This window comes from Candidatus Saccharibacteria bacterium oral taxon 488, from assembly GCA_010202845.1.
Lineage (GTDB): Bacteria > Patescibacteriota > Saccharimonadia > Saccharimonadales > Saccharimonadaceae > Nanosynbacter.
In genome coordinates this window covers 357,279-380,144 of sequence record CP047921.1, presented here as the reverse complement: position 1 = coordinate 380,144, position 22,866 = coordinate 357,279, and the positions used below count along the sequence as shown (strand labels likewise).

Below are 22,866 nucleotides of genomic sequence, written 5' to 3'. Positions count from 1 at the left end.
GATTGTTTTCGTAGAGAAATGCCGCCCGGGACTTATACCACGGGCGGTATTTTATTGGCAAGGGTAAAAATTACCACAGTTTTGCCCGACTATCTGTTATCCTTGTGGAAAGACGAGCCGTTAGCCGATGCGAATAGGCCGGCGGTACTTGCACACTCACATAATTAGTGCTATATTACTCTCACGTACTATCAAAAATAGACAAGGAATGCGAGCCATATGTCTGATTTACCGGAAAAGCAAGTGAAGCGCCTCAGGACGCTCATCCAAGAAGCAGAAACCAACTTAGCGGCGGCCAAGGAGCTGCTGATCAGCATCGTTGGTGATGATGGGCAAGTCGTCACGCCAAAAACCTCATCGGACGATGTTGCCGGCAAGGTAATCGAGGGCGTGTTTGATGGCCAAATGATGATGGGGCCTGATGGCAAGAATTATCCAATCCCGGCGAACTACGCCTCGAAGTCCAAGCTCGTCGAGGGCGACATCTTGAAATTAACCATCGCCGAGGACGGCAGCTTTATCTACAAGCAAATTGGCCCGGTCTCGCGCAAACAAGTCATCGGCACGCTCGTCCAGCACGACGGCGTTTACTACGTCGAAGCCAACGGCCGCGAATATCGCATCCTGCTCGCCAGCGTCACCTTCTTCCGCATCGAAGTCGGCGACCAAGTCACCATCATCATCCCTGATGACAATCCGGACGCCACCTGGGCAGCTGTCGAAGCGCCGCTATAGACCGTTTTTGACATTTGAGGCCGTCCCGGGTGGTTACCGGGCGGCTTTTGATATAATGGTGCTATGTCTGGGGAGTTTTTGCTAAGCTACGCCAGCTTTGATACCGAAAACCGGCCATTTCTGGAGTGGCAGGTTGACGGCAAGACTGAGCGTAGTGATATTGTGGGGCAGGAGTTGTCACTGGCGTTTGATTTTTCTGCTAAATACTGCACGGGCTGGGTGGATTTCGACAATCACTGCAGCCAGGTTTGTCCTGACAGCGCCACGGTTGATGGCAAATATGGAAACTGCTTGAAATGCCGTAACAGAACTGGCTTTAATCCAGCATTTTATAATGCCGATTCGGTGTCGGTACAACAAGAAAAAATCAATCAGCAGCCGCACTTCGTCTATCTGGCATATTTCGCGCCGGGAGTTATCAAAGTCGGTATCTCGCAGGAAAAGCGCGGTATTCGACGACTGTTGGAACAGGGGGCACGGCTGGCGTTGAAACTGGAGACGTTTTCTTCGGCCTTGATTGCTCGGCAGTATGAGGCAAAAGTTGCCAGTCTGAGTGGTATCATGGAAACAGTGGCCGCCAGCAAAAAACTGGGGCTGATCAGGCGGACGCTTGATGCTGTGGCGGCGGAGCAGGCCCTAGCTGACACGCTGATGCGCATTCAGCAAAAACTGGGGCTGGATTTTCCAAACCGAGAACTCATCACATGTGAAGATTATTTTCATACGAACGGCCGCGACCTTAGTAGTGTGATTGATATGACGGGGCATAAAACCATGGCTGGCGTCGTCGTCAGCGTCATCGGCCCGATCCTCATCACCGACTATGACGGGCAGCTACTGGTATACAACGTGAAAAAGTTCATCGGCTACCAGGCGCAGGCAGTTGACGGCGCCATTAACATCGAAATACCCAACACGCAGCTGGCGCTGTTTTAATACATGCCCGCGGGCAGGATTATACCTAAATCATAAAAGCCTGAACTGCCAAACAGCTTACTAATCCCGCACTTTGCGCTATAATACATAAGTATGAGTCAAGCACTGTACCGCAAATATCGCAGTCGCAGCTTGGACGAGGTGTTGGGGCAAGATCACGTGACCAACATTTTGCGCCGAGCGCTGGAGCAGGGGAAAATCGCCCATGCGTATTTGCTGACGGGTCCGCGCGGCGTGGGAAAAACCAGTGTGGCGCGCATTTTGGCGCATGAGATCAATCAGTTGCCATACGACGAGGAAGCCTCACATCTGGATATCATCGAAATTGATGCCGCCAGCAACAACGGTGTCGACGACATTCGGGCATTACGTGAAAAAGCGCAAGTCGCGCCCGTTTCCGCGCCAAAGAAAATCTACATCATCGACGAAGTCCACATGCTGTCCAAACCTGCGTTCAACGCACTATTAAAGACGTTGGAGGAGCCGCCAGCGCACGTAGTTTTTATCCTGGCGACCACCGACGCCGACAAGCTGCCCGCCACCATTCTCAGCCGCGTCCAGCAATTTTTCTTCCGCCCCATTCCGACGGACATCATGGCGCGCCAGCTGATGACTATCGCCGAGAAGGAGGGCTTTACCATCGAGGCGGACGCTGCTCGGCTGATCGCTGAGCGCTCGCGCGGCGGGTTTCGCGACGGCATCAGCATGCTTGATCAATTGTCAGCATTGGCGGACGCTAACAAACCATTGAGTTCAGCCGACGTAGCCCAGTACCTAGGACTGAGCGCCACAGAGACACTGGAAAGCCTGCTGGAGTTATATCGGCAGCGCGATGTTTCTGGAGCACTGAGCTTGCTTGGCGAGCTGGAAAAAGCCGGCACCGATCCGGTCGTCCTGTCCCGTCAATTACTATCATTGCTGCGCGCGCGATTGCATCAGCGGCCGGAGTTAATTACATTAGTCAAGCAGCTGATCGAGGTCGACCGCCATCCGCATCCAGATTTGAAATTGTTGACAATATTTATGGACAACGGGGAACAGGCGGCTGATACATCGCCGTTGATCGCCAACCCCAAAGCCACAGCCAAACCACCGCTCACCATTTCCAAAACGCCAGTAGAGGCGCCAGAGTCACCGGCAGCTACTTCAGAAGCACCAGCACCAGCCGCTCAGCCAGCAGAAAATTCACCAAAAACCCTCCCGAAACAGGAGCAAACTAACGACTCTGCGGATAAAACGGCAGCAGACGCCACCCCGGCAGGCAATCAACCAGCACCAGACAGCCCACCAGACTCCACCGCCGCAGACATCGACTGGGATAAAATCATCGCCCTGGCCAAAGAGCAGTCGTTCGCTATTGCGACATTGTTGCAAAAGTGCAGTTGGCAACGAGACGGCAACACCTTGACTCTGTACGTTGGCAATGCCTTTAATAAAAAGAAGCTGGATAACGCGAAGAATCGCCCGCTTATTGCGACAATTGTGCAACAAGTCACCGGCACTGAACTGGATATTGTGACAATCGGACAAAAAGCCCCGCCAAAAGACGCTGAGCTTGCGAAAATTGCCGAGCTAATGGGCGGCGGCGAAGAAGTTAACCTGGAGGAATTATCATGAGCGAAAAAACCCAAACCGAGACTATGGCGGGCAAACTGCCGCCCCAAAACCTGGACGCCGAAAAAAGCCTGCTCGGCGCAATTCTCATCGACGAGGAAGTCCTGGCGGACGCCTCAGAAATTGTCAAACCTAACGACTTTTACGATAAAAATCACGGTCTGATTTTCGCTGGTATGATGCGGCTATTTGAAAAGCACAAGCCGGTTGACCTCTTGACCTTGACCGATGAACTCAAGCGCAAGGACGAGCTGGAACTCATCGGCGGCTCGGCATATTTGACGGAACTCACCAACTACGTGCCGACGGCAGCGCACGCGGCAGCGTACGCCGAAATGGTGGCGCAAACAGCGGTGCGGCGGCGCCTGATCAAGGCCAGTAGCGGCATCACCGAGCTTGGCTACGATGAATCGACGACGACCCAGGAATTGTTAGAAAAAGCTGAGGCCGAATTATTCAGCGTCTCCGACCAGTCATTGAAACAAGATTTGGTCAGCCTGGAAAGCATTTTGACCGATAGTTTTGACCGCATCGAGGAGCTTCACCGCAACAAGGGCAGCCTGCGTGGCATGCGGACTGGCTACCGCGATCTGGATACCATGACAGCGGGGCTGCAGAAGTCGGATTTGATCATCCTGGCGGCGCGACCGGCCATGGGTAAGACCACGCTGGTGACTAACCTGGCGTACAACGTAGCGACGATCGAGAAAAAGCCGGTGCTGTTCTTCAGCCTGGAGATGAGTAAGGAACAGCTGACCGACCGCATGCTGGCGGATGCGGCCGGCGTTGATAGCTGGAATATTCGTACCGGTAATCTGAGCGGCGATGATTTTGAGAAATTATCCGAAGCCATGGGCGAGATGGCAGAAGCGCCAATTTACATTGATGACACGCCGGGCCTCAGCATTCTGGAGATGCGTACCAAGGCTCGCCGCCTAGCACACGAAGGCGAAATTGGCCTGATCATCGTCGACTACCTGCAGCTGATGCAGGCCACTAATAATCACAACGGCAACCGCGTTCAGGAAGTGTCGGAAATTTCCCGTGGCCTGAAGCTAATCGCTCGCGAACTCAACGTGCCGCTGATCGCCCTGAGCCAGTTGAGCCGTTCGGTTGAATCCCGCACGCCGCCGATTCCGCAGCTGGCCGACCTGCGCGAATCTGGATCCATTGAGCAGGACGCCGACATCGTCAGCTTTATTTACCGCCCCGGCTACTACGAACCGGATAACCCAGAGGTGCAAAACATCACCGACCTCATCATCGCCAAGCACCGTAACGGCCCGGTCGGCAAGATTCAACTCTACTTCCACCCAGAGCGCCTGCGTTTTATGAGCCTGGATCGCAAGCATGACTAGAATTGTGATATAATCAATACCAATGAAAAAGCACAAACTCGCCGACTCGGCTGTCTATCGCTGGCGCTATTGGCTAGGCTATATGGCGCTGGTTGTGCTATTTTGTGCGGCCATCACCGCCGCTAGTTTGTATGCTCCAGGCGGCGTGACCGAGGCGGAAATTGAGGCGCTTAATACTACCAATGCCATTTCGCCGAGTCACCTCGGATCGCTCGCTCAAACTAACTTGCCATTTCACCTCTTGCAGCGTGGGTTGTTCAGTGTATTTGGCGTCACCATCTATACCATCAAGCTGCCGTCGCTCATCCTGTCGTTCATCGCCGCCGTCGCCGTGTTTTTCCTGCTGCGGCGCTGGTTCAAACCTAATGTCACCATTCTGTCGCTGGTCATCATGACGGTCACTGGCCAGCTAATCTTCTTTGCTCAAAGCTTCACGCCGCACATTCTCTACATCACCTATGCTGCGCTCATCCTCCTCTTTGCCAGCCTGATCGTTCAGCGCGCCAAGGGCTCGGCCCTGTGGCGGCTGCTACTGGCGGCGACGGTCGGCCTAAGCCTGTTTACACCATATTTTTGGTATATTCATCTGACACTGCTGTTGGTAGCGCTGATCCACCCGCACACACGCTACGCACTACTCGCCAAACGCAATCGCTTCAAGTGGCTGCCAGCGATCGTCGTTCTCGCGCTCACTAGCGCGCCGGCAATTTTCCTCGCCGCGACGCATCACGATCTACTCAAATCACTGGTCGGTATTCACAGCCTCAGCTGGGCGCTGGTCGATAATTTGCGGTTGCTGCTGTATCATTATTTCTGGGTCAAGCCGACCGTTGTTGGCGGTCAGATCGCACCGGTACTCGACTTCTCGGCACTATTTCTGATCACGCTTGGTCTGTTCAAAACCATCCAGCACCACCACACCGCGCGTTCGTACATGATCGGCGTCTGGCTGCTGTTGAGTTTGCCGCTACTGGTGCTGCAGCCATCGATGACCAGCATTATCATCTTGCCGCTATTTATCCTGCTGGCGGTTGGCGTCGAGGCGCTGCTCAATCAATGGTATTCGCTGTTCCCACGCAATCCTTATGCCCGCATCACTGGCTTATTGATGCTGATGGCGCTCATCGGTGTGATGGTACTCTCGGGTCTCGACCGCTTTACCAATGGGTATCGCCATTTCTCGGGCGCCGTACATGAATTTAGCACCGACTTGCCACTGCTACAAAAAGCCATCGCCGGCAGGCAAAACGTCGTTCTCGTCGCTAACCCGCACGAGGCGCCGCTCTACGAAACCGTCGCTCGCTATAGCAAGCACAAACTCGCCGTCAATCAACCAACCACGGGGGGCGCTACACTCGTCATCACCCGCGCTGAACAAATGGCTCACCCCAACACTGACGGCTGGACACTGGAGCGCATCGTCACCAATAGCCACGCCGAGCGGGCTGACCGCTTTTACCTCTACAAATTGGCGAAAAAATAGCGTATAATGAAAAAGTAAATTCAAGGAGGAATCAATAATTATGGCGTTTGACCAAGTCAAGATGTTGCAGCAACTGCGCAAGGCCCAGAAACAACTCGGCAAGGAAATCATTGAAGTAGAGGCCGGCGACGGTGCGGTGGTCGTTCAGATCACCGGCGAGCTAAAAATTAAGTCGATCAAGATTAATCCAAAGATGGTTGACCTCGATAATATCGAGCAGCTGGAGCACTGGATCCAAATCGCAATTCGCGACGGTCTAGCCAAAGCGCAGGAAGTTGCTGCCGAGACGATGAAACCGCTGATGGGCGGGCTGGGCAACTTGCCGTTCTAATGAAACCGACGATTTTGCCGGCGGCGCTGACGACGCTGATTGATGAGTTTGGCGGGCTGCCCGGTGTCGGGCCGCGAACCGCCGAACGCTATGCCTATGCCGTGCTCCGACGTGACGCCAGACGGGCTGAGCAGCTAGCGCGGGCACTGAACCGGCTGCACACACGCGTCAAAACCTGTCCGGTCACGTTCGCCTTGATTGATCATGATCAAGAGGTGTCGCCGCTATATCAAGACGAGTCGCGCAATCGCCGCTTGATTTGCGTGGTTGAAGAGCCGCTGGACATCGTGGCGCTGGAGCGGACGGGGCAGTATAGTGGCACCTATCACGTACTAGGTGGCGCGATTTCGCCAATTGATGGCATCGGCCCGGAGCAGCTGCACATCCCTGAGCTCATTGAGCGCATCAAGCATGATAACGCCGAGGAATTAATCATCGCCACCAACGCGTCGGTCGAAGGCGAGTCAACCGCGCTCTTTTTGCAGCGCTACCTCCAGGAGGCCGGCCTCACCATCACCATCTCGCGCCTTGCCCGCGGCATCCCCGTCGGCGTCGACCTCGAATACGCCGATCAAATCACGCTGACGCATGCGCTGGAGGGACGGCGGACATTATAGCTTGCTAAGGCCATCCTGCTTTTGCTACAATACAACCATGAAACCAGAGGTGGGGAAGGTGCGCGACGAGGATATCGCGGCATTTATAGCAAAGTTTGATGATGTCGAGGAAGCGATTGACGCGATCCGTAACTTTGCCCAGCCAGCGGTGTCAGCTGGTTTAGTTGACTTACCTCCAGCCGCCAAATCTAGCCCAGCCGCTAAGGTTATGACACCGCCCGCTGCCGCGCCAAAACGCTCCAACCGTTGCCATATCGCCGTAACCGACCTCGCCAAATCTTACCGCGTCGGCCACCAAACCATTCCAGCGCTCGACGGCGTTAGCCTTGATATTTTCGCTGGCGAATTCGTGGCCATCACTGGCGCTAGCGGCTCGGGCAAAAGTACTTTACTGCAGCTCATCGGCGGGCTCGACAAGCCGTCCGCTGGTCAAATCCTCATTAACGACCAGCCGCTCAGCCACTTGTCCGACCGGCAACTGTCGCGGTTCCGATCGCGTGAAATCGGCTTTGTCTTCCAATCATTTTATCTGCAGCCATTCCTAACTCTGTCCGCCAATCTGGAAATCCCCGCCATGTTTGCCCGCATCAAGCCCAAGCAGCGCCGCGCCCGCGCCCAGGAACTCGCCAAATTGGTCGGACTAGCAGACCGAATGCACCATTTACCGCGCGAACTTTCCGGCGGTCAAATTCAGCGCGCTGCCATCGCCCGCGCTTTATTCAATCGCCCGAATATTTTACTCGCCGATGAACCGACAGGCAATCTGGACAGCGCCAATTCCGACCGCATCATCGACCTATTTCACCAAATCCGCCGTGAACTCGGCACCACGGTCGTTATCGTTACGCATAATCCAGACATCGCCGCAGCAGCCGATCGTGAAATCCGCCTGAAAGACGGAAGGATAGCCGATGCTTAGAATCACCGATTCGCTACGGCTGGCTGGCACCAAACTCCGAGTGCGGCGTATTCGCTTGTCCATCACCGTGGTCGTGTCCGGGCTGCTTTTCGCAGCGCTGCTGGCGGGGCTGACTATGCTAATGGGCGCTCAGCGGAGCATTGAGGAATTCGATCGAGGCAGCCTGAATAGCCGCTATTTAGTAGCGCAAACCGCCATTCGGCCAAATAATATTGAATTTACCTCAAATCTAACTGCCCGCGCCGAAGCCGAACGCACGCAAATGATCAAGGACAAGCAAGCGCTGGCTGCCCGCCTCGGCCTGCCATACGACCCCAAATCCGAACCGCCGATCATGCAATCGTTTCCTGATAGCCCGCCGTACCCGAACAACCAGAGCGTCATTGTCCAGCGGCTTATTCGCCAGGAGACCGCCAAATTACCGCGCCTCACAGCGGACGCGCAGTGGCAATTTGCCCGCACCCGCGGCGCCGTGCGGCAGTTTAGTATTCAGTCAATCGCCGCCAATGGCATGCTAAATTATATGGAGCGGGGAATTGAGTCGTTTGACGACAAGCGCCAGCAGAACAACCAGCCGACACCGCTGGAAGAATTTAAACAGCAATTCGGCAGTATAACCGCCATCGACCAATCGTTGCTAGGCGGATATTTGCTGGCTGGCGCCAGCGCCAAACCCAATGAGATCCCGCTGATCATCCGTTACCAGGACGCCGAAGTGCTGCTTGGCCTCAAGCCGCTAGATAAAAATGCCAGCAATGATACGCAACTAGCACGACTCAAAGAATTGCGCCAAAAAGCCGGGCAGCTGACATTCAGCGCCTGTTATCGCAACCCAGCTTCGCAAGAATTACTACAAACCGCCAAACGGCAAATCCAAGCTGCCGCCGATCAAGCTAAGAAACCATCCGCCGATTATGTCAAGCCAGACCGCGAATACGCCATGCCGTCCGCCGATTCCTGTGCTGCGCCGGCCGTCGTTAAGGATAATCGTTCAGCCGAAGCCAAGCGTACCGAGGCCAACCAGCGCTATTTTGATCAGACTTTCGGCTCAGCCCAGCCCGAACCTGCCCAGGCTAAATTTACTTTCCGCGTCGTCGGCCTGATGCCGGACGGTATTGAAGCCGCCCAAAGCGACATCGGCAGCTTCTTACAGCAATTTTTAAGCGCCCGCCTGTCATACACCTGGATCATGCCGCGCGGCTCAATGACCACCGCGGCGCAAACAGCTCTTGAATCAACTATTCAAACCGCCAACAATGATCAAGGTAATGCCAACAGGGAAGAGACGCTGGCTATCTATGAATTCAGCGACCCCAATAAAGCTCGCAGCTACCTGGCAGCCGCTTCTTGCGGCGAAGGAGCTTCTGGCGGCACAGGAGGCACCGATTTATTCGCCCAGCCCGAACCTGTTGAAGCTTCCAAAACCCAAAGGTCTAATAAGTCAATCTGCCTGCCGCACTATGTAGTATTCGCATCGCCCACCGGCAGCAACTCGCTCGTCAATTACGACGCCATGGAGCGCCTCAAGCCAATCATCATGTGGACATTCATCGGCGTGACGATCATCGCCGCCTTTATCTTGCTGATTATCATTTCCCGCACCATCGCCGACAGCCGCAAAGAATCCGCAGTTTTTCGAGCGCTTGGAGCAACGCGACTTGATATTAGCCAAATTTATTTCGTCTACACCATGATCGTGGCGCTGCTCACCGCGCTGTTCAGTATCGCCGCCGGACTAATCGTCGTATATATCGCCGACAATTTGCTGGCTAGTCAAATCACCGCGACGCTGCGCATCGCCATGACGCCGAAAGATTTGGCGACAACCTTCCATTTCTGGACGATTGACTGGATGATCATCGGCGCGGTCGCCCTCAGTATCATCGCTGCTGCTGTGCTGGCGTGCCTGATACCGCTCATCCGCAACACCCGCCGCAACCCGATTAAAGATATGCGTGACGAATAGCCCCGCCACCCCACCAAAAATCCCATCTGCTATAATAAGACTATGTTTAATACCGCCCAGCAACTCATCCAATCCGCCAACAGCCTTGTCATCATCCAGGCCGAAAACCCCGATGGCGACAGCCTGGGTTCTAGCTTGGCACTGGAGGAAGTGCTGAGTGATTTGGGCAAGACCGTGACGCTGTATTGTCCGGTCGATATCCCCAAATACCTACGCTACATCCGCGGCTGGGACCGGGTAGTTGGTGATTTTCCAGCCCGCGCCGACCTGGCTATTATCGTGGATACCAGCGCTGATATTTTGCTCAGTAAGGTCTTAGAGACGCCGGGGGTGCGGCATTTTTTGGAAACGCATCCGGTGCTAGTTATCGACCATCACACCGCCGAGCCGACGCTGAGTTTTGAACACACCATGCTATCAGAAACCGTGGTAGCGACCGGGGAATTGCTCTACCAATTATTCACCCACGCTGGCTGGGCTATCAACCAGCAAGCGGCGGAGAATTTGTTGATCGCCATCATGTCTGACAGCCTGGGCCTCACCACGCCAAACACCACCGCGGCGACCTTCCACGTGGCGGGTGAATTGACCGAGCTGGGCGCATCCAATGCCGAAATCGAAGAACGGCGGCGCGAATTTATGAAAAAGTCGCCGGAAATTCTGGCATACAAAGGTAAGTTAATTGAGCGAATCGAATATTTACTGGACGGACAATTGGCGCTGGTGCACGTACCGTTCGAGGAAATTCAAGCCTACAGCGACGCCTACAACCCCGGCGCGCTGATCGGCGACGAGCTGCGGTTGGTCGAGGGCGTGGCGCTCAGCTGCGTCATCAAAACCTACCCCGACGGCAAACTAACCGCCCGCCTGCGCGGTAACCTACCGATCGCCAACATCGTGGCTGGCTACTTCGGCGGCGGCGGCCATCCGTACGCGGCAGGATTCCGCGTGTATGAGGATTATGACGAAGTCGTGCGGGAATTGGTGGCGGCGACGGATAAAGCTTTGCGAGAAGTAGAGTAGGACTAAAACTTATACGGTTACTATATAACACGCCGCGATCGTAATGGGGGTGATAGAAATATTACACCACATTGTTGACAAAAACCCTTGACGTTTTGTTCTCGTATTGATATATATCAGCCTTTCGTGCAATTTCGCACTGGGTTCGCATTTGACTCGTGCCATGTGTCAAATGTGCCGTTTGCGAGAAGGTCCATTCTCGCCCGACTCCAAAAGGAGTTTACTATGGCAACTGGACGTCCCCAAAAGGGATTGAACAGCAACAAGAACCATCACGACAGCCTGAGCCAGAGCGGTAGCCAGCGGTTCGGCTTCGGTGGTTCTCCCAGCACGTTGCCGAAGACCACTATCAGCAGCATGCTCACCTCCAAGTCGTCGACCCCGAAGGCCGACGCTCCCAGGTCGCTGACCAACCGTAGCGACTCGGGAACCTCGAACAGCAAGGCTCCGTTCAAGAGCTTCTGAGTTCGAGAAAAACCCGCCCCGGTAGTGCCAAACTGCCGAGGTGGGGTACTCATCTGCTACAATAAACCCATGATCCACAAACTATATTCCGCTTACAACCTGCCAGTCGACCATGATGTCTGTCATTTGTTTGAGCACTTGGTTATTCGGCGGTTCTTACGGATGGTAGAAAAGTCCGACGGCGAACGCGCCTTTGTTGGCGAATTGCACGGCACGACGTCTGAATCAAGCGTGTTTTTTGACGTCGCGTTCTTTACTGGCGAATCAATTACGCTATTTGAAAAAGTCATCGCTGACGTAAAGCCGTTTGATCTATCCATGATTCGCGAATCCGTCGCCCATATCGAGGCGGAGATGAAAGCAAGCGTCGTCATCTGGGATGAAGCGGAATTGTTTAGACAGCTGGCTCGTTGTCAAAAAGATTTCGCAGATCGCCGCTCCATCAAGCCTAAAAAAGCTATCAAATCAACCAAAAACCCACCGCTAGAAATTGATTACCAGCCGGAGGATTTTATAGATATTACACTGACGATTGAAATCCCTGATGCCAGCGAGCAAGCAACCGCCGCCCTTTTCTGCATGTACCCGATACTACTCGACTTGGTGCGCAGCGTGTGCTTTGACAGAGCGCCAGTCTATCCGTCCAGCCATAGCGAATTCACCGCCTACCATGACGGCAATTCGGTCAGCCAAACCTACACCGTGAAAAAATCTTTCGATTGGCAAAGCGCGGGCAAAGCAGCACAAAGCTATTTACGAACATTTGACATTACGCCGCATGCCAGCCGCCTGAACAACCTCGCCAAAGCCTTTAAAACTGACCCGTTCTACAACCCCGCGCCAATTTATTTTTACCAGAAAACCGCCGCGCCGCTGACAAAGCATGAGCTAACGAAGGCCATCACCGCTGCAAATTTGCGGACGATTTTGAGAGCGATAACGGTGACTATCTCCGCTGCGAAAGATCTAGGCGAATCATAATTAGCGACCCAGCATAGCGCGGGGAGAGCGGGGCGGCCACTCACAGAAAACACCGGTTACTATTTTCTATAAAAAGTTGTCCATGATCATAACAGGGGTGAGAGAAGATATTATATCACATTTTTGACAAAACCCATTGACATTTTATTCTATTAGTGATATATATATCAGCTTCTAGCTCAAGGCTATAGTCTTAAGGGCGGAAGTCGCCCTTTAGCTTTGAGCTTTTTCTCGGAAAGGATCTACCGTGAACAGCTGGCAGATCATCGCTCTCATCTCTTTTGTCATCATTCTTCCCGTCGTCGCCGCGGTGGTGATGCAGGCCGGCCCATTCTGGGCCGGGGCGCTGCTGTACGTGGCCACCATCGTCACCCATGTTACGGGATGGGTGATCGGTGTCGAGGGCAAGTATCGATGGGGCCAAGAGACCCTGGCATTCCTCGTAGCGGGGGAGGTGGCCGTCGTGGTCCTGCTCGTGTGGTCTCTCTTTGGGAGAATTGAATATGGGAGGAGGAAGATCTCTTAAACTAAACCAATGGGCTAAACGCCCACCGAAAATAGCCCGCCGTATGCGCTCAATCTGATTGAGGTAGGATTTCTATCTCTCGGGTTGAATAAACCCGCATACAGCTTGAGCTCATTCGGTGGGCTATTTTCATTGGAGATAGTTGTGTTACTAATTAGAGACCTATTCGCCCGCTCATTCTGGGCGGTTCGTCTTCGTCCGCTCGTCGGCCGCCTCTACCATATCAGCGAACTTCCGACCAGCACGGCGAGCCAGCCACCACTGGGCCAGGGCGACGGGAACGACTACGGCGATGCCCGGCCAGAGCAGGGTGATATTTGGCATAGTAAAGTCAAAGAACTGCCTGAGTGGCTCGATACCAAAGCTCACCAAGGTCACGAACAGCACCCCCGCCATATACAGCGTCCGCGCCAGGTGCGCCCGCTTGTCGAGGACTACGCCGAGCATCGGCCCGACCAAAAACACCAGATAAATCCCAAAGAACGTGGCTGTCAGAACCGTCATCGTCGCTGCCTCGGCCGCTTGATGTGGATGCAGCGTCACACCCGACCAATAGGTAAAGGCCACCGTCAGGCCCGTTAGTAGCGCGATTGGCGCCACCGCCTGCAGGGTGTCTCGCCAGAAATACGCCGGATTGACCCGATGGCGCGGACGCGGCGGAAACAGCGTCCACATAATCGTCGGCATGGTCACCAGGAAAATATTGAGAAAGGTGATGTGTCGCGGCGCGTACGGATAATTCAGCCCGACCAGCATGGTACTGAGTAGCAACACCACGCCGTAAATAATCTTGTGAAAGAACAGGGTAGCAATCACTTCAATCGCTTGCATAATCCGATTACCCAGCTTCATACCGATCGGCAGGGACGTGAACGAATTGTTGAGTAAAATTATGTCCGCCACCCGCCGCGACGCCGGAGCACCCGCATACATCGCCACGCCGAGGTCGGATTTTTTCAGCGCCAGCGCATCGTTGACGCCGTCGCCGACCATGCCGGTGAACTTGCCGGACTGCTTGAAATGAGCGATCAGCCGCTCCTTTTGCTCTGGCAGCACGCGGGCAAAAATTGTGTGTTCATCAGCCGCCTTGTTAAAAGCCTTGTCGCTGAGACCCGCCAGCGCCGAGCCGAGGATGGCCTTATCTGGGTTGGCGATACCCACCTGGCGCGCGATGTGCCGAACAGTGCGCGGATTATCGCCGGAAATCACGCGAATGACCACGCCTTGCTCCTGGAGGAACTTGACCGTATCAATCACGCCGTCGCGCAGGGAATTACGCAAAATCACCGCGCCAATCGCCCGCCCAGAACTATCTGGCAAATCCTTTAATTTCGTCGTTTCATCATCAAATTCCGCCAGCATCAGCACCCTGAGTCCGCTGTCCGCCCACTCGTCCAGCTGGCGCTGCGTCATAGCGTCAACCGGCGCTAATTTAGCTACAAACTCCGGCGCCCCCATCATCAGTGTCCGCACCGTGCCGTCGACCTTGGCCCGAACGCCCGCCATCTTGCGCGCCGAAGAAAAAGCCATTACCTTGATGATTTCCGCGTGCTTGGGCGGCGTGATTTCTGCGAGGATCGCTTGCCCGGTGATATTGCCGCCGCTGGTTTCATGGGCAACGAGGGCAGCTAGCTCGGCAACGTCCGAAGCAGCTTCAGATAGTTTTATCTCCGAAAATCTACACGCTGGGCTGTCTGCGGTCGCTTGGGATGCGGATTTTTCTGAGGTATCCGTGATCGAATTTGCCGGCATCATCTCATCAAACGCCACCACCCGCTCCAGCGTCACCTCGTCGCTGGTCAGCGTGCCGGTCTTGTCCACCGCTAGCAAATTCAGCAGCGCCATTGCCTCAATCGCAGCCAATTTCTGCGGCAGCACCTTGGCCTGCGCCAGCCGCAGCGAGCCGAACGCCAGCAGCAGGGAACTAGCCAGCAGCAGCCCCTCTGGCACCACCGTTACCGCCGCCGAAGTAATCGTCTTGAGGATAATCACCACGTCATCGCCCGAGAAATAATACACGGTAAAAATCAATATCGCTAACACAATTGCGCCGTATGTCAAGAAGGTGATTGCTCGCCAAATCGCCACCTGCAGCGGTGTCAATTCCGGTTTGTAGCGCTTGAGGACTTGGCTGATGGCGCCGGCCTTCGTCTGGTCGCCGACCGCCGTGACCCGCGCCGTACCTTCGCCCGCCAGTACCGTGGTCGCCGCCAGCACCGTATCGCCAACCGCTTTCTCAACCGCCGCCGACTCGCCAGTTAGCATGCTTTCATTCAGTTCCAAGCCCTTCGACACCGTCACTGCCGCGTCCGCCGGCAGCTCATCGCCAGCCTGTAGGATAATCTCATCGCCAACCGCCAGCGAATCATACGGCACCTCCACCGCCTGGCTATCACGCAGCACCCGCGCCCGAGGCGCGCTCATCAGCTCCAGCCGATGCAGCACCCGCTTGGCACGAATTTCCTGAACGATGCCGATCAGCGAATTGACCACGATCACCACCGAGATAAACCAAGCGTCCCGGTACTCACGCACATAAATCAGCGCCCCGGCCAGCAAGAAAATCGCCAGCACAATCGGCGACAGTAAATTTCTCTTGATAATATCCAGATAATCTCGCATTATATTGCCTCGCTCCTTTTGTAATGTAATCGCGCGCCGACACGATAGCCGCCGCGAGCGTCCGGGTCAAATTGATATATTTCGCCGCGCTTGACCTCTGATATGACGACCAGGGCTGGATTATACGACACCAGCGTCCGATAATATATCAAGTCATCCGGCGAAGTCACATTCATCCCCGGAAAAACCGCCTGAAACTTCTCGGTCGCCACATCGTCAAAGTAATTCGGCTGGTGCTTTGGCGGTACGAATCGCTCTGGCCGCAAGCCCATTCGCCGTACCAACCGCTTGACATCGCCCAGCGTCATGATGGCCCGCGCTGTGATGTAAGCCAACAATTCACCCGTCCTATCAAGCACCACCGTCGCCTGCGCCGTACGGCTGACATCGCTCATCGGCAGCACAACCGACTGGATCTCGACCGTCAGTCCAAACTGATCATCAATCAGCGCCGCGAGTGCCCGTTCATCGTGCATACCTACTATTTTACCATTGTTACCAGCGCCTGTGCCAGCGTGCTACAATTGACTCATGGATTTTCAAACTCGCTACGCCAAGCTGAACGCCAATCAGCGCCAGGCAGTTGACTATATTCACGGCTCGCTCCTGGTGATCGCCGGGCCGGGTACGGGCAAGACCGAGCTGCTGAGCATGCGCACCGCCCAGATTTTGCGCCAGACTGACACGCTGCCGGACAGTATTTTGTGCCTGACATTTACCGAGAGCGGCGCCGCCAACATGCGCCTGCGCCTGCGCCAGATCATCGGCGAGGACGCTTATAAAATCGCCATTCACACCTTTCACAGCTTCGGCACGGAGATTATCAATCAGCACCGGCAGTATTTTTTTCACGGCGCTGACGCTCAGCCGGCGGATGAGCTGACGCAGCACCAAATTGTGACGGAAATTCTCGAGGGACTTGATTGGCGTAATCCGCTGAGCGTTAAAAACAACGGCGAGTTCGTCTACACTAGCGAGCTAATCCGAGTTATTTCTGAGTTCAAGCAGAGCGGCCTCACGCCGGCGGAACTGCGGGCGATTACGGCGGATAATCAGCGTGTCATCGCTGGCATTGCCTCCGACATTCAGCAGGTATTTGCGGCCAAGATTTCTAAAAAAACCGTTGAGTTATTTGCGCCGCTGGCAGAGAAGATTGCCGAGAGAATCGGCGAGGGAGGCATCACAGAACCCTCTGGAGATACCGCCAGCTCAGCGCCAAATAACACTGCGATCACCGCCCAAACCTCTGCCAATTTGCCGTCCTCCATCACCCCGTACGCCCAAGTTCTGGCGCTCAGCATCGCTCACGCGGCCCAAGAGGCCATCGACGCCAACTCCACCAAGCCGCTGACCGCTTGGAAAAACAAGTGGTGCGAAAAGAACGCCGCCGGCGAGTTCATCCTGAAAGATTTTGCCGCCAGCGAGAAACTATCCGCCGCCATTGACGTCTACGAAGCATATGGTGACGTGCTGGCCGAGCGCTCGCTGTTTGATTACGACGACATGATTTTGTCCGTCATTCAAGCCTGCGAGTCCCACCCCGAACTGCGCGCCAACCTCCAGGAGCAATATCAATTCATCATGGTCGACGAATTTCAGGACACCAACCTGGCGCAGCTGCGTCTGTTATTTGACCTGACTGGCGATGAGGACAATCCCAACATCATGGCTGTCGGCGACGATGATCAGGCGATTTTCAGTTTTCAAGGCGCCGATGTTGGCAATATCCAGCGCTTCCGCCAGCAGTACCACGATCCGAAAATCATCGTGCTGGCGGATAATTACCGCTCGGCGGCTGACATCTTGACGGCGGCGCGCGGAGTGATCACCCAAGGGATGGATCGCTTAGAAAACACCATTGACGGCTTGTCAAAGCAATTGACCGCGCACGCGTCTGGTAGCGGCGCGCGGGTTGAAATCCAGGAATTTGCCTCGGTAAGCGAGGAACGGGCAGGGGTGGCCCGGCAAATTGCCGAACTGATCAAACGCGGCGAAGACCCAGCGCACATCACCGTCATCGCCCGCCATCACAAGGAGCTGATCGAGCTGCTGCCATATCTGTACCGCCAGAATCTGGCTGTCAATTACGAGCGGCACGACGATATTTTAGAGCAAGATATCATTCAGGCGCTGGACAAGCTGGCGCGGGTCGTCGTGGCGATTCATCAGAATAATCTCGATGTCGCTAACAGCCTGCTGCCAGAGTTCATCGCTCATCCGGCGTTCGGCTTTTCGGCGCTGGATATCTGGCAGCTCAGCCTCCATGCCTATAAAAATCGGCAGCTGTGGCTGGAGAGTATGCTGGCGAACAGCACCTTTCGGCCGTTTGGCGAGTGGCTGCTGGAGCGGGCAAAGGACGTACCAAATCTGCCGCTGGAGGAGCAGTTGGACAAGTTGTTGGGATTGGAGATAGACGCCGGAATTACTCCAATCGACTCCGTACAGCGATTGCAATCAACCGGCGAGGAACTTTCCTCAAAGCTCCTCTTTACGCGCCGGGCGTCCAGGGACGCTCGGGCTGCAATCGCTGTACGGAGCTTTGAGGAAAGCTCCTCGCCCGCCTCTCTCGCCGCCCACTACTTCTCGCCCGATAACCTCGCCCAAAACCCCGACGCCTATCTAACCACGCTCGAGAGCCTGCGCACACTGCGCCAAAAATTACGCGACCGCGTCACCGACGCAATACCGACGCTGGCGGACTTTTTAGAGTTCATCGACCTGCACCGCTCGACCAAAACCCGCCTGACATACATCCGTCCCCAGGCCAGCACCCTCGGTGGCGCCATCAACCTGATGACCGCCCACAAATCCAAAGGCCTGGAGTTCCCGCACGTTTTCGTCATTGGGGCAATCGACAGCGCGTGGGGCGAGAAAGTCCGCTCGCGCTCGCGGCTGATTCGCTATCCCGCCAACCTCCAGCTCCAGCCCGCCGGCGCCAGCTACGACGAGCGGCTGCGGCTATTTTTCGTAGCGATGACCCGCGCCAAGACCACCCTGACCATGACCTATTCCCAGACCAACGACGCCGGTAGCGACACCATGATCGCCAGCTTCCTGACCGCCCACACACCGACGATTATCCCCGCCGCCGACACGCCCGCGGCGCAAATCACTATGGCGCAAACCGACTGGAGCACGCGGCTGAGCGCGCCGATTACCGCGGAGCTCAAGGATGTACTAGCGCCGACCTTAGAAACCTACAAACTTTCCATTACGCATCTGAATAACTTCCTCGACGTCTCGCGCGGCGGCCCGCAGAACTTTTTGTTGAATAATCTGCTGCGCTTTCCGTCCGCCAAAAATCCCGCCGCCAGCTACGGCACCGCCATTCACGCCAGTCTCCAGCAGCTGCACAATCTGCTAGGCGCTGACCACCGCCTGCCGCCTGCCGAGCGCATCCTCCAACATTTCCGCACATCGCTCGAGACCCAGCACCTGCTGCCCGACGATTTCGAGCTATATCTAGACAAAGGCACGGCGGCGCTGACGGCGTTTCTGGACGCCAAATCGTCTGATTTTCGTGACACGGAGCTCGCGGAACTCGATTTCGCTCATCAAGGCGTCGTCGTTAGCGGCGCGCGCCTGACCGGCAAGCTGGACGTCGCTGATATTGATAAGAATAATAAAACCATATTCGTGACCGATTACAAGACCGGCAAGCCATCGCACTCCTGGAAGGGCGCGTCTGATTACGAAAGAATCAAGCTCCACAAATACCGCCAGCAGCTGATGTTTTATCAACTCTTAGTCACGTCATCACGCGATTATGGCAATTTCACCTTCACCGGCGCCCGCCTGCAATTCGTCGAGCCGGACATGAAAACTGGCGGCATCCTCAGCCTGGAGGACACGTTCTCTAAGGAGGAATTGGCTGAATTTGCCCGGCTAATCAATGTCGTCTGGCGGAAAATCACCATGCTGGAACTACCGGATATCTCTGGGTATTCAGCGGATTATAAGGGGATGCTGCAGTTTGAGGAGGATTTATTAACAGAGGTAGCGTAGGTAATCTTGACAAAAACTATTGACATGGCTTGCTATTATTGATATATATATACTTGCTTTTGTTCACGGAGCTAATACTGGCGAGGTATTGCGAATAATACCAAGCCCTGACTATGCTTCGCACAAAGGCATGGTCTGATAAGAGGATTAGCTCTTTTCTATCGCCGCAACCGCGGCGGGGAGGGGGTGAAAACCCTTGTTCGGCAACTACGAAGGCTCGTCTAGTGCGTCAGGCTGGACGAACCCAATCTGGGTGCGGTGTAAGCACTGCTCCCAGAAAAATAACATTAGCTCGGTCCCACGGGGAAACTCGTGGGCTTGCCACGCGTGTGGTAAGATGAACTAGCTATTATATTGTGACGGTCGGGGTTTGTGCGACCCCGAAACCCGCTGACCCCGCGTCAGCAAAAGGGCGTCCGTCCGCCCCCGGCTTGATTCGCCGACCGGTAATCCGGAAAAGAATCACAGGGTGTGCTAGGTAAGAAGGCAAGGTCTTAAAAACCGATGCGCCTTGCGGGTTCAAGTCCCGTCACATCCACTGAGATGGCACAATGGCGTGTCATCTCTCCCTCCCGGGCTCGCGAGATTCACTCGTGGTAGCTTTTCTCAACGTTGAGATTAACTCCGAGCAGAACCGCTTGAACCCGCCAACACCCCTCATTCTCAATGGCGAGAGTGAGGGGATTTTCCTTTTTGTGGTAAAATAACAGAGATGACATCATTTTGGGACAATCTACCGCAGCCATTTTTCATCTTGGCACCCATGGAAGCCGTCACGGACGTGGTGTTTCGCCATGTCGTGAAACAGGCGGGCGCGCCCGACGTGTTTTTCACCGAGTTTGCCAATGCAACTGGCTGGGTGCACGCTGGCGACAAGGCCATCGCTGGGCGGCTCGTCAAGACCGACGATGAGCATCCGCTGGTCGCCCAAATCTGGGGCGGTGAGCCGGGCGACATGGAACAATTTGCCGCTCACTGCATGGAGCTCGGCTTTGACGGCATTGACATCAACATGGGTTGTCCCGCCAAATCCGCCATCAAAAGCGGGGGAGCGGCACTGATCCGCCAGCCCGACGTAGCGGTCGCCGCCATTGCCGCTGCTAAAACTGCTGGATTGCCAGTCAGCGTTAAAACCAGGCTGGGCTATACTTATATCGACGAATGGCGCGAATGGCTTAGCACCTTACTCACGCAAAACCTCGCCAACCTAACCATCCACCTACGCACCAAAAAAGAAATGAGTAAAGTCCCAGCGCATTACGAGCTCATCAACGACATCATCAAACTACGCGATGAAATCGCCCCACAAACTTTACTAACTATCAACGGCGATATCCGCAACCGAACCCATGGTCTAGAGCTAGTCCGTCAACATCCCGGCATCAACGGCGTCATGATCGGGCGGGGCATTTTCAGCGATCCGTTTTGTTTTCGAGCATCTCGAGCGGTATCTCATAAAACAATCCGGGACCCGAGACAATCCCAGATTTTTTCTGAGACGCCACTCACGTCAGATACACCAGCGCCAGCGACACCTTCTGCGCTGGAGGCTGTGAAACGTTCGCGAGGAGCGGACGTTTCAGCCGAACGCTCGCGTAGTATCTCCAGTGGAGATGCAAGCGAAAAGAGTACTCCAGCGCAGGAGCGTGGCGCTGGTGACCCCGGCTTTTCTGACGATGTCCGAGAGGCGAGCGAAGCCATCCGTAAAGAACACTCCGAGGGAGCAGAACTATCCATTACCACCCGTAAAACTGAACTAATCGCCTTATTACACTACCACCTCGATCTCTTTGACCGCTATCAACCAACTCTCGGCCGCCCCTTCGAAACCCTCAAACGCTTCTTCAAAATCTACATCCGCGACTTTGATGGCGCCAAGGAACTGCGCGAACAGTTGATGCACACCACCAGCACCGACGACGTCCGCCAGATACTTGAAAAATACAAATATTATGATATAATGTGATAATGTTACCTTCAGAGATACGCGTATACGACACACTCCCTCAAAGTCAACCAAAGCGAAAACTGCGTACAGCGATAGAGAATACGCCTAACGGACAACTCCTTGTAGCATATGATACACCGCTAAGTAATGTCAGCTGTGGTCAAAAATTGACATTTACTCCCATTGAAGAGTATTCTATAGGACGACATGACACCACGAGTGGTGTCAGATTCGGAAAGATATCAACAGGTAATACGGACATACCTGTAGCTCTTAAGCCTCACTGCAATGCCGCCTCTGCGCTCTCGGAATTCTGTATTACACAGCGGCTTACTAGTGAAGGGTACATTAGGCCATATCAGCCGCTGGGATTTCTACCAGACAGGAATTCTATACATACAATATCAATGTTTGAGGGTGATGTCGTAAGTTGTGACACAATTACGGATCGTACAGATGATCCTGAAAAAATACAACGCGTCCTACTCATAGGAGCAACAACACTCGCGAAACTACATAAATCAGGAGTTGCCCACGGTGACGCACAAATTAAAAATACCGCATTTCATACAAAGACAGGGGACGTGCGAGCAATAGACCTTACTTCCTCTTATTTCGACAAAAGCTGTCGCGGCATTATTGATGATATGGATTGGTATATGGGAACATTACCTGATTATATTACTTCAATGCCAAGTAGTGAGTGTATTAAGACATATTTTTTTGACCCATACTTATCGCTAGTTGCTGGCGCATTATCAAAAAAGCAACAAAATAATATATACCATATCACCAATGATTTGTTGGCAGGTCTGTAAACGATTAGAATAATACCTTCCGATCCTCACCTGGCTCGATATAAGAATAAGATCTCCTATCATCGGGAGATCTTATTTTCTTACATTTCAAACCTAGCGTCGTCGCTTACGCCGATGCAAATCTGCAACCTTGAGCCGCACCATGTGCCGGTCGATGAGCTGTTTGGCTTTCTCGCGCTCGACTTGGTCACCGGCTTCGTCGCGGGCTTTGATGGCGCGCTCTAGGGCCGCCTGAGTTTCCGCCTCGATGATGTCGTCGCCATGGTCAGCCTCGTCCACCAGGATCTGCACCGATGAATAATCAATTTTCACCACGCCGCCGGAGATCGCGAAATACTCCAACTGATTGTCGGGGTCTTCTTGGCGCCGGCGCACGGTAATCACGCCGTCCTTGGCCACCGTCACCAGCGGCTCGTGACTCGGCAGCACCGAAATTTCGCCATCAATCGTCGGAATGGTCACCGAATAGATCGCTTCTTCCAGTTTGACACCACCGAGCGTTACCAGCTTCAAATTCAT

General features: G+C 54.5%; 18 protein-coding genes and 1 pseudogene. 16 read left to right on the top strand and 3 right to left on the bottom strand.

Going from position 1 to position 22,866, the window contains the following annotated elements:
- The first annotated feature begins 219 nt into the window (after positions 1-219).
- The 13 genes from GWK78_01920 to GWK78_01860 all read left to right on the top strand — a co-directional run bounded on the left by GWK78_01920 (position 220) and on the right by GWK78_01860 (position 12,954).
- A complete protein-coding gene (locus GWK78_01920) occupies positions 220-735 on the top strand; it encodes a hypothetical protein (protein ID QHU93783.1) in 516 nt (171 codons plus the stop codon).
- A 63-nt stretch (positions 736-798) separates the two neighbouring features.
- Entirely contained in the window at positions 799-1,671 is an 873-nt protein-coding gene (locus GWK78_01915; protein QHU93782.1) for a DUF2797 domain-containing protein, read from the top strand.
- Positions 1,672-1,764: 93 nt separating this feature from the next.
- Complete coding sequence (gene dnaX, locus GWK78_01910) at positions 1,765-3,288, top strand: DNA polymerase III subunit gamma/tau (GenBank protein QHU93781.1); 1,524 nt, start codon at positions 1,765-1,767, stop codon at positions 3,286-3,288.
- Positions 3,289-3,311: 23 nt separating this feature from the next.
- On the top strand, positions 3,312-4,643 hold the full coding sequence (dnaB, locus tag GWK78_01905; protein QHU94262.1) for a replicative DNA helicase: 1,332 nt from the start codon (positions 3,312-3,314) through the stop codon (positions 4,641-4,643).
- A 22-nt stretch (positions 4,644-4,665) separates the two neighbouring features.
- Positions 4,666-6,126, top strand: a complete 1,461-nt coding sequence (locus GWK78_01900) for a hypothetical protein (protein QHU93780.1) — start codon at positions 4,666-4,668, stop codon at positions 6,124-6,126.
- A gap of 40 nt (positions 6,127-6,166) precedes the next feature.
- A complete protein-coding gene (locus GWK78_01895) occupies positions 6,167-6,457 on the top strand; it encodes a YbaB/EbfC family nucleoid-associated protein (protein QHU93779.1) in 291 nt (96 codons plus the stop codon).
- Positions 6,457-7,074 (top strand): recombination protein RecR, encoded by a 618-nt coding sequence (gene recR / locus GWK78_01890; GenBank protein ID QHU93778.1) that lies wholly within the window; start codon positions 6,457-6,459, stop codon positions 7,072-7,074. Before GWK78_01895 ends, recR begins: the two co-directional genes overlap by 1 nt.
- Before the next feature lie 37 nt (positions 7,075-7,111).
- Positions 7,112-7,993: an ATP-binding cassette domain-containing protein gene (locus GWK78_01885; protein QHU93777.1), complete on the top strand. Its 882-nt coding sequence runs from the start codon at positions 7,112-7,114 to the stop codon at positions 7,991-7,993.
- Positions 7,986-9,959 carry an FtsX-like permease family protein gene (locus GWK78_01880; protein QHU93776.1) on the top strand — a complete coding sequence of 658 codons (1,974 nt, stop codon included), beginning with the start codon at positions 7,986-7,988 and terminating at the stop codon, positions 9,957-9,959. The genes GWK78_01885 and GWK78_01880 overlap by 8 nt, the downstream gene beginning before the upstream one ends.
- 42 nt (positions 9,960-10,001) lie before the next feature.
- Positions 10,002-10,982: a hypothetical protein gene (locus tag GWK78_01875; GenBank protein ID QHU93775.1), complete on the top strand. Its 981-nt coding sequence runs from the start codon at positions 10,002-10,004 to the stop codon at positions 10,980-10,982.
- A 225-nt stretch (positions 10,983-11,207) separates the two neighbouring features.
- The gene (locus GWK78_01870; protein QHU93774.1) at positions 11,208-11,447 is read left to right on the top strand and encodes a hypothetical protein; all 240 of its coding nucleotides are present in this window, start codon (positions 11,208-11,210) and stop codon (positions 11,445-11,447) included.
- Positions 11,448-11,516: 69 nt separating this feature from the next.
- A complete protein-coding gene (locus GWK78_01865; protein QHU93773.1) occupies positions 11,517-12,428 on the top strand; it encodes a hypothetical protein in 912 nt (303 codons plus the stop codon).
- 247 nt (positions 12,429-12,675) lie between these two features.
- Positions 12,676-12,954 carry a hypothetical protein gene (locus GWK78_01860; GenBank protein ID QHU93772.1) on the top strand — a complete coding sequence of 93 codons (279 nt, stop codon included), beginning with the start codon at positions 12,676-12,678 and terminating at the stop codon, positions 12,952-12,954.
- Positions 12,955-13,128: 174 nt separating this feature from the next.
- Here GWK78_01860 and GWK78_01855 read toward each other — a convergent pair whose 3' ends face one another.
- Together GWK78_01855 and GWK78_01850 are read right to left on the bottom strand one after the other, a co-directional pair.
- Complete coding sequence (locus GWK78_01855) at positions 13,129-15,576, bottom strand: HAD-IC family P-type ATPase (GenBank protein ID QHU93771.1); 2,448 nt, start codon at positions 15,574-15,576, stop codon at positions 13,129-13,131.
- The gene (locus GWK78_01850; protein QHU93770.1) at positions 15,576-16,052 is read right to left on the bottom strand and encodes a hypothetical protein; all 477 of its coding nucleotides are present in this window, start codon (positions 16,050-16,052) and stop codon (positions 15,576-15,578) included. The genes GWK78_01855 and GWK78_01850 overlap by 1 nt, the downstream gene beginning before the upstream one ends.
- Positions 16,053-16,107: 55 nt before the next feature.
- On the opposite strand from GWK78_01850, the gene GWK78_01845 reads away from it, so the two are divergent.
- The 3 genes and pseudogenes from GWK78_01845 to GWK78_01835 all read left to right on the top strand — a co-directional run bounded on the left by GWK78_01845 (position 16,108) and on the right by GWK78_01835 (position 22,347).
- Entirely contained in the window at positions 16,108-19,581 is a 3,474-nt protein-coding gene (locus GWK78_01845) for a UvrD-helicase domain-containing protein (protein ID QHU93769.1), read from the top strand.
- 712 nt (positions 19,582-20,293) lie between these two features.
- Positions 20,294-21,013, top strand: a pseudogene (locus GWK78_01840) (tRNA-dihydrouridine synthase).
- Between the two features lie 923 nt (positions 21,014-21,936).
- The gene (locus GWK78_01835; GenBank protein ID QHU93768.1) at positions 21,937-22,347 is read left to right on the top strand and encodes a hypothetical protein; all 411 of its coding nucleotides are present in this window, start codon (positions 21,937-21,939) and stop codon (positions 22,345-22,347) included.
- A gap of 93 nt (positions 22,348-22,440) precedes the next feature.
- Here GWK78_01835 and atpC read toward each other — a convergent pair whose 3' ends face one another.
- Complete coding sequence (gene atpC / locus GWK78_01830; GenBank protein QHU93767.1) at positions 22,441-22,866, bottom strand: ATP synthase F1 subunit epsilon; 426 nt, start codon at positions 22,864-22,866, stop codon at positions 22,441-22,443.

Excerpts from the sequence above, each read along its gene's own strand:
- GWK78_01920 (QHU93783.1), top strand. The coding sequence starts at position 220 with ATGTCTGATTTACCGGAAAAGCAAGTGAAGCGCCTCAGGACGCTCATC.
- GWK78_01915 (QHU93782.1), top strand. The coding sequence starts at position 799 with ATGTCTGGGGAGTTTTTGCTAAGCTACGCCAGCTTTGATACCGAAAAC.
- dnaX (QHU93781.1), top strand. The coding sequence starts at position 1,765 with ATGAGTCAAGCACTGTACCGCAAATATCGCAGTCGCAGCTTGGACGAG.
- dnaB (QHU94262.1), top strand. The coding sequence starts at position 3,312 with ATGGCGGGCAAACTGCCGCCCCAAAACCTGGACGCCGAAAAAAGCCTG.
- GWK78_01900 (QHU93780.1), top strand. The coding sequence starts at position 4,666 with ATGAAAAAGCACAAACTCGCCGACTCGGCTGTCTATCGCTGGCGCTAT.
- GWK78_01895 (QHU93779.1), top strand. The coding sequence starts at position 6,167 with ATGGCGTTTGACCAAGTCAAGATGTTGCAGCAACTGCGCAAGGCCCAG.
- recR (QHU93778.1), top strand. The coding sequence starts at position 6,457 with ATGAAACCGACGATTTTGCCGGCGGCGCTGACGACGCTGATTGATGAG.
- GWK78_01885 (QHU93777.1), top strand. The coding sequence starts at position 7,112 with ATGAAACCAGAGGTGGGGAAGGTGCGCGACGAGGATATCGCGGCATTT.
- GWK78_01880 (QHU93776.1), top strand. The coding sequence starts at position 7,986 with ATGCTTAGAATCACCGATTCGCTACGGCTGGCTGGCACCAAACTCCGA.
- GWK78_01875 (QHU93775.1), top strand. The coding sequence starts at position 10,002 with ATGTTTAATACCGCCCAGCAACTCATCCAATCCGCCAACAGCCTTGTC.
- GWK78_01870 (QHU93774.1), top strand. The coding sequence starts at position 11,208 with ATGGCAACTGGACGTCCCCAAAAGGGATTGAACAGCAACAAGAACCAT.
- GWK78_01865 (QHU93773.1), top strand. The coding sequence starts at position 11,517 with ATGATCCACAAACTATATTCCGCTTACAACCTGCCAGTCGACCATGAT.
- GWK78_01855 (QHU93771.1), bottom strand. The coding sequence starts at position 15,576 with ATGCGAGATTATCTGGATATTATCAAGAGAAATTTACTGTCGCCGATT.
- GWK78_01850 (QHU93770.1), bottom strand. The coding sequence starts at position 16,052 with ATGCACGATGAACGGGCACTCGCGGCGCTGATTGATGATCAGTTTGGA.
- GWK78_01845 (QHU93769.1), top strand. The coding sequence starts at position 16,108 with ATGGATTTTCAAACTCGCTACGCCAAGCTGAACGCCAATCAGCGCCAG.
- GWK78_01835 (QHU93768.1), top strand. The coding sequence starts at position 21,937 with ATGTTTGAGGGTGATGTCGTAAGTTGTGACACAATTACGGATCGTACA.
- atpC (QHU93767.1), bottom strand. The coding sequence starts at position 22,866 with ATGAATTTGAAGCTGGTAACGCTCGGTGGTGTCAAACTGGAAGAAGCG.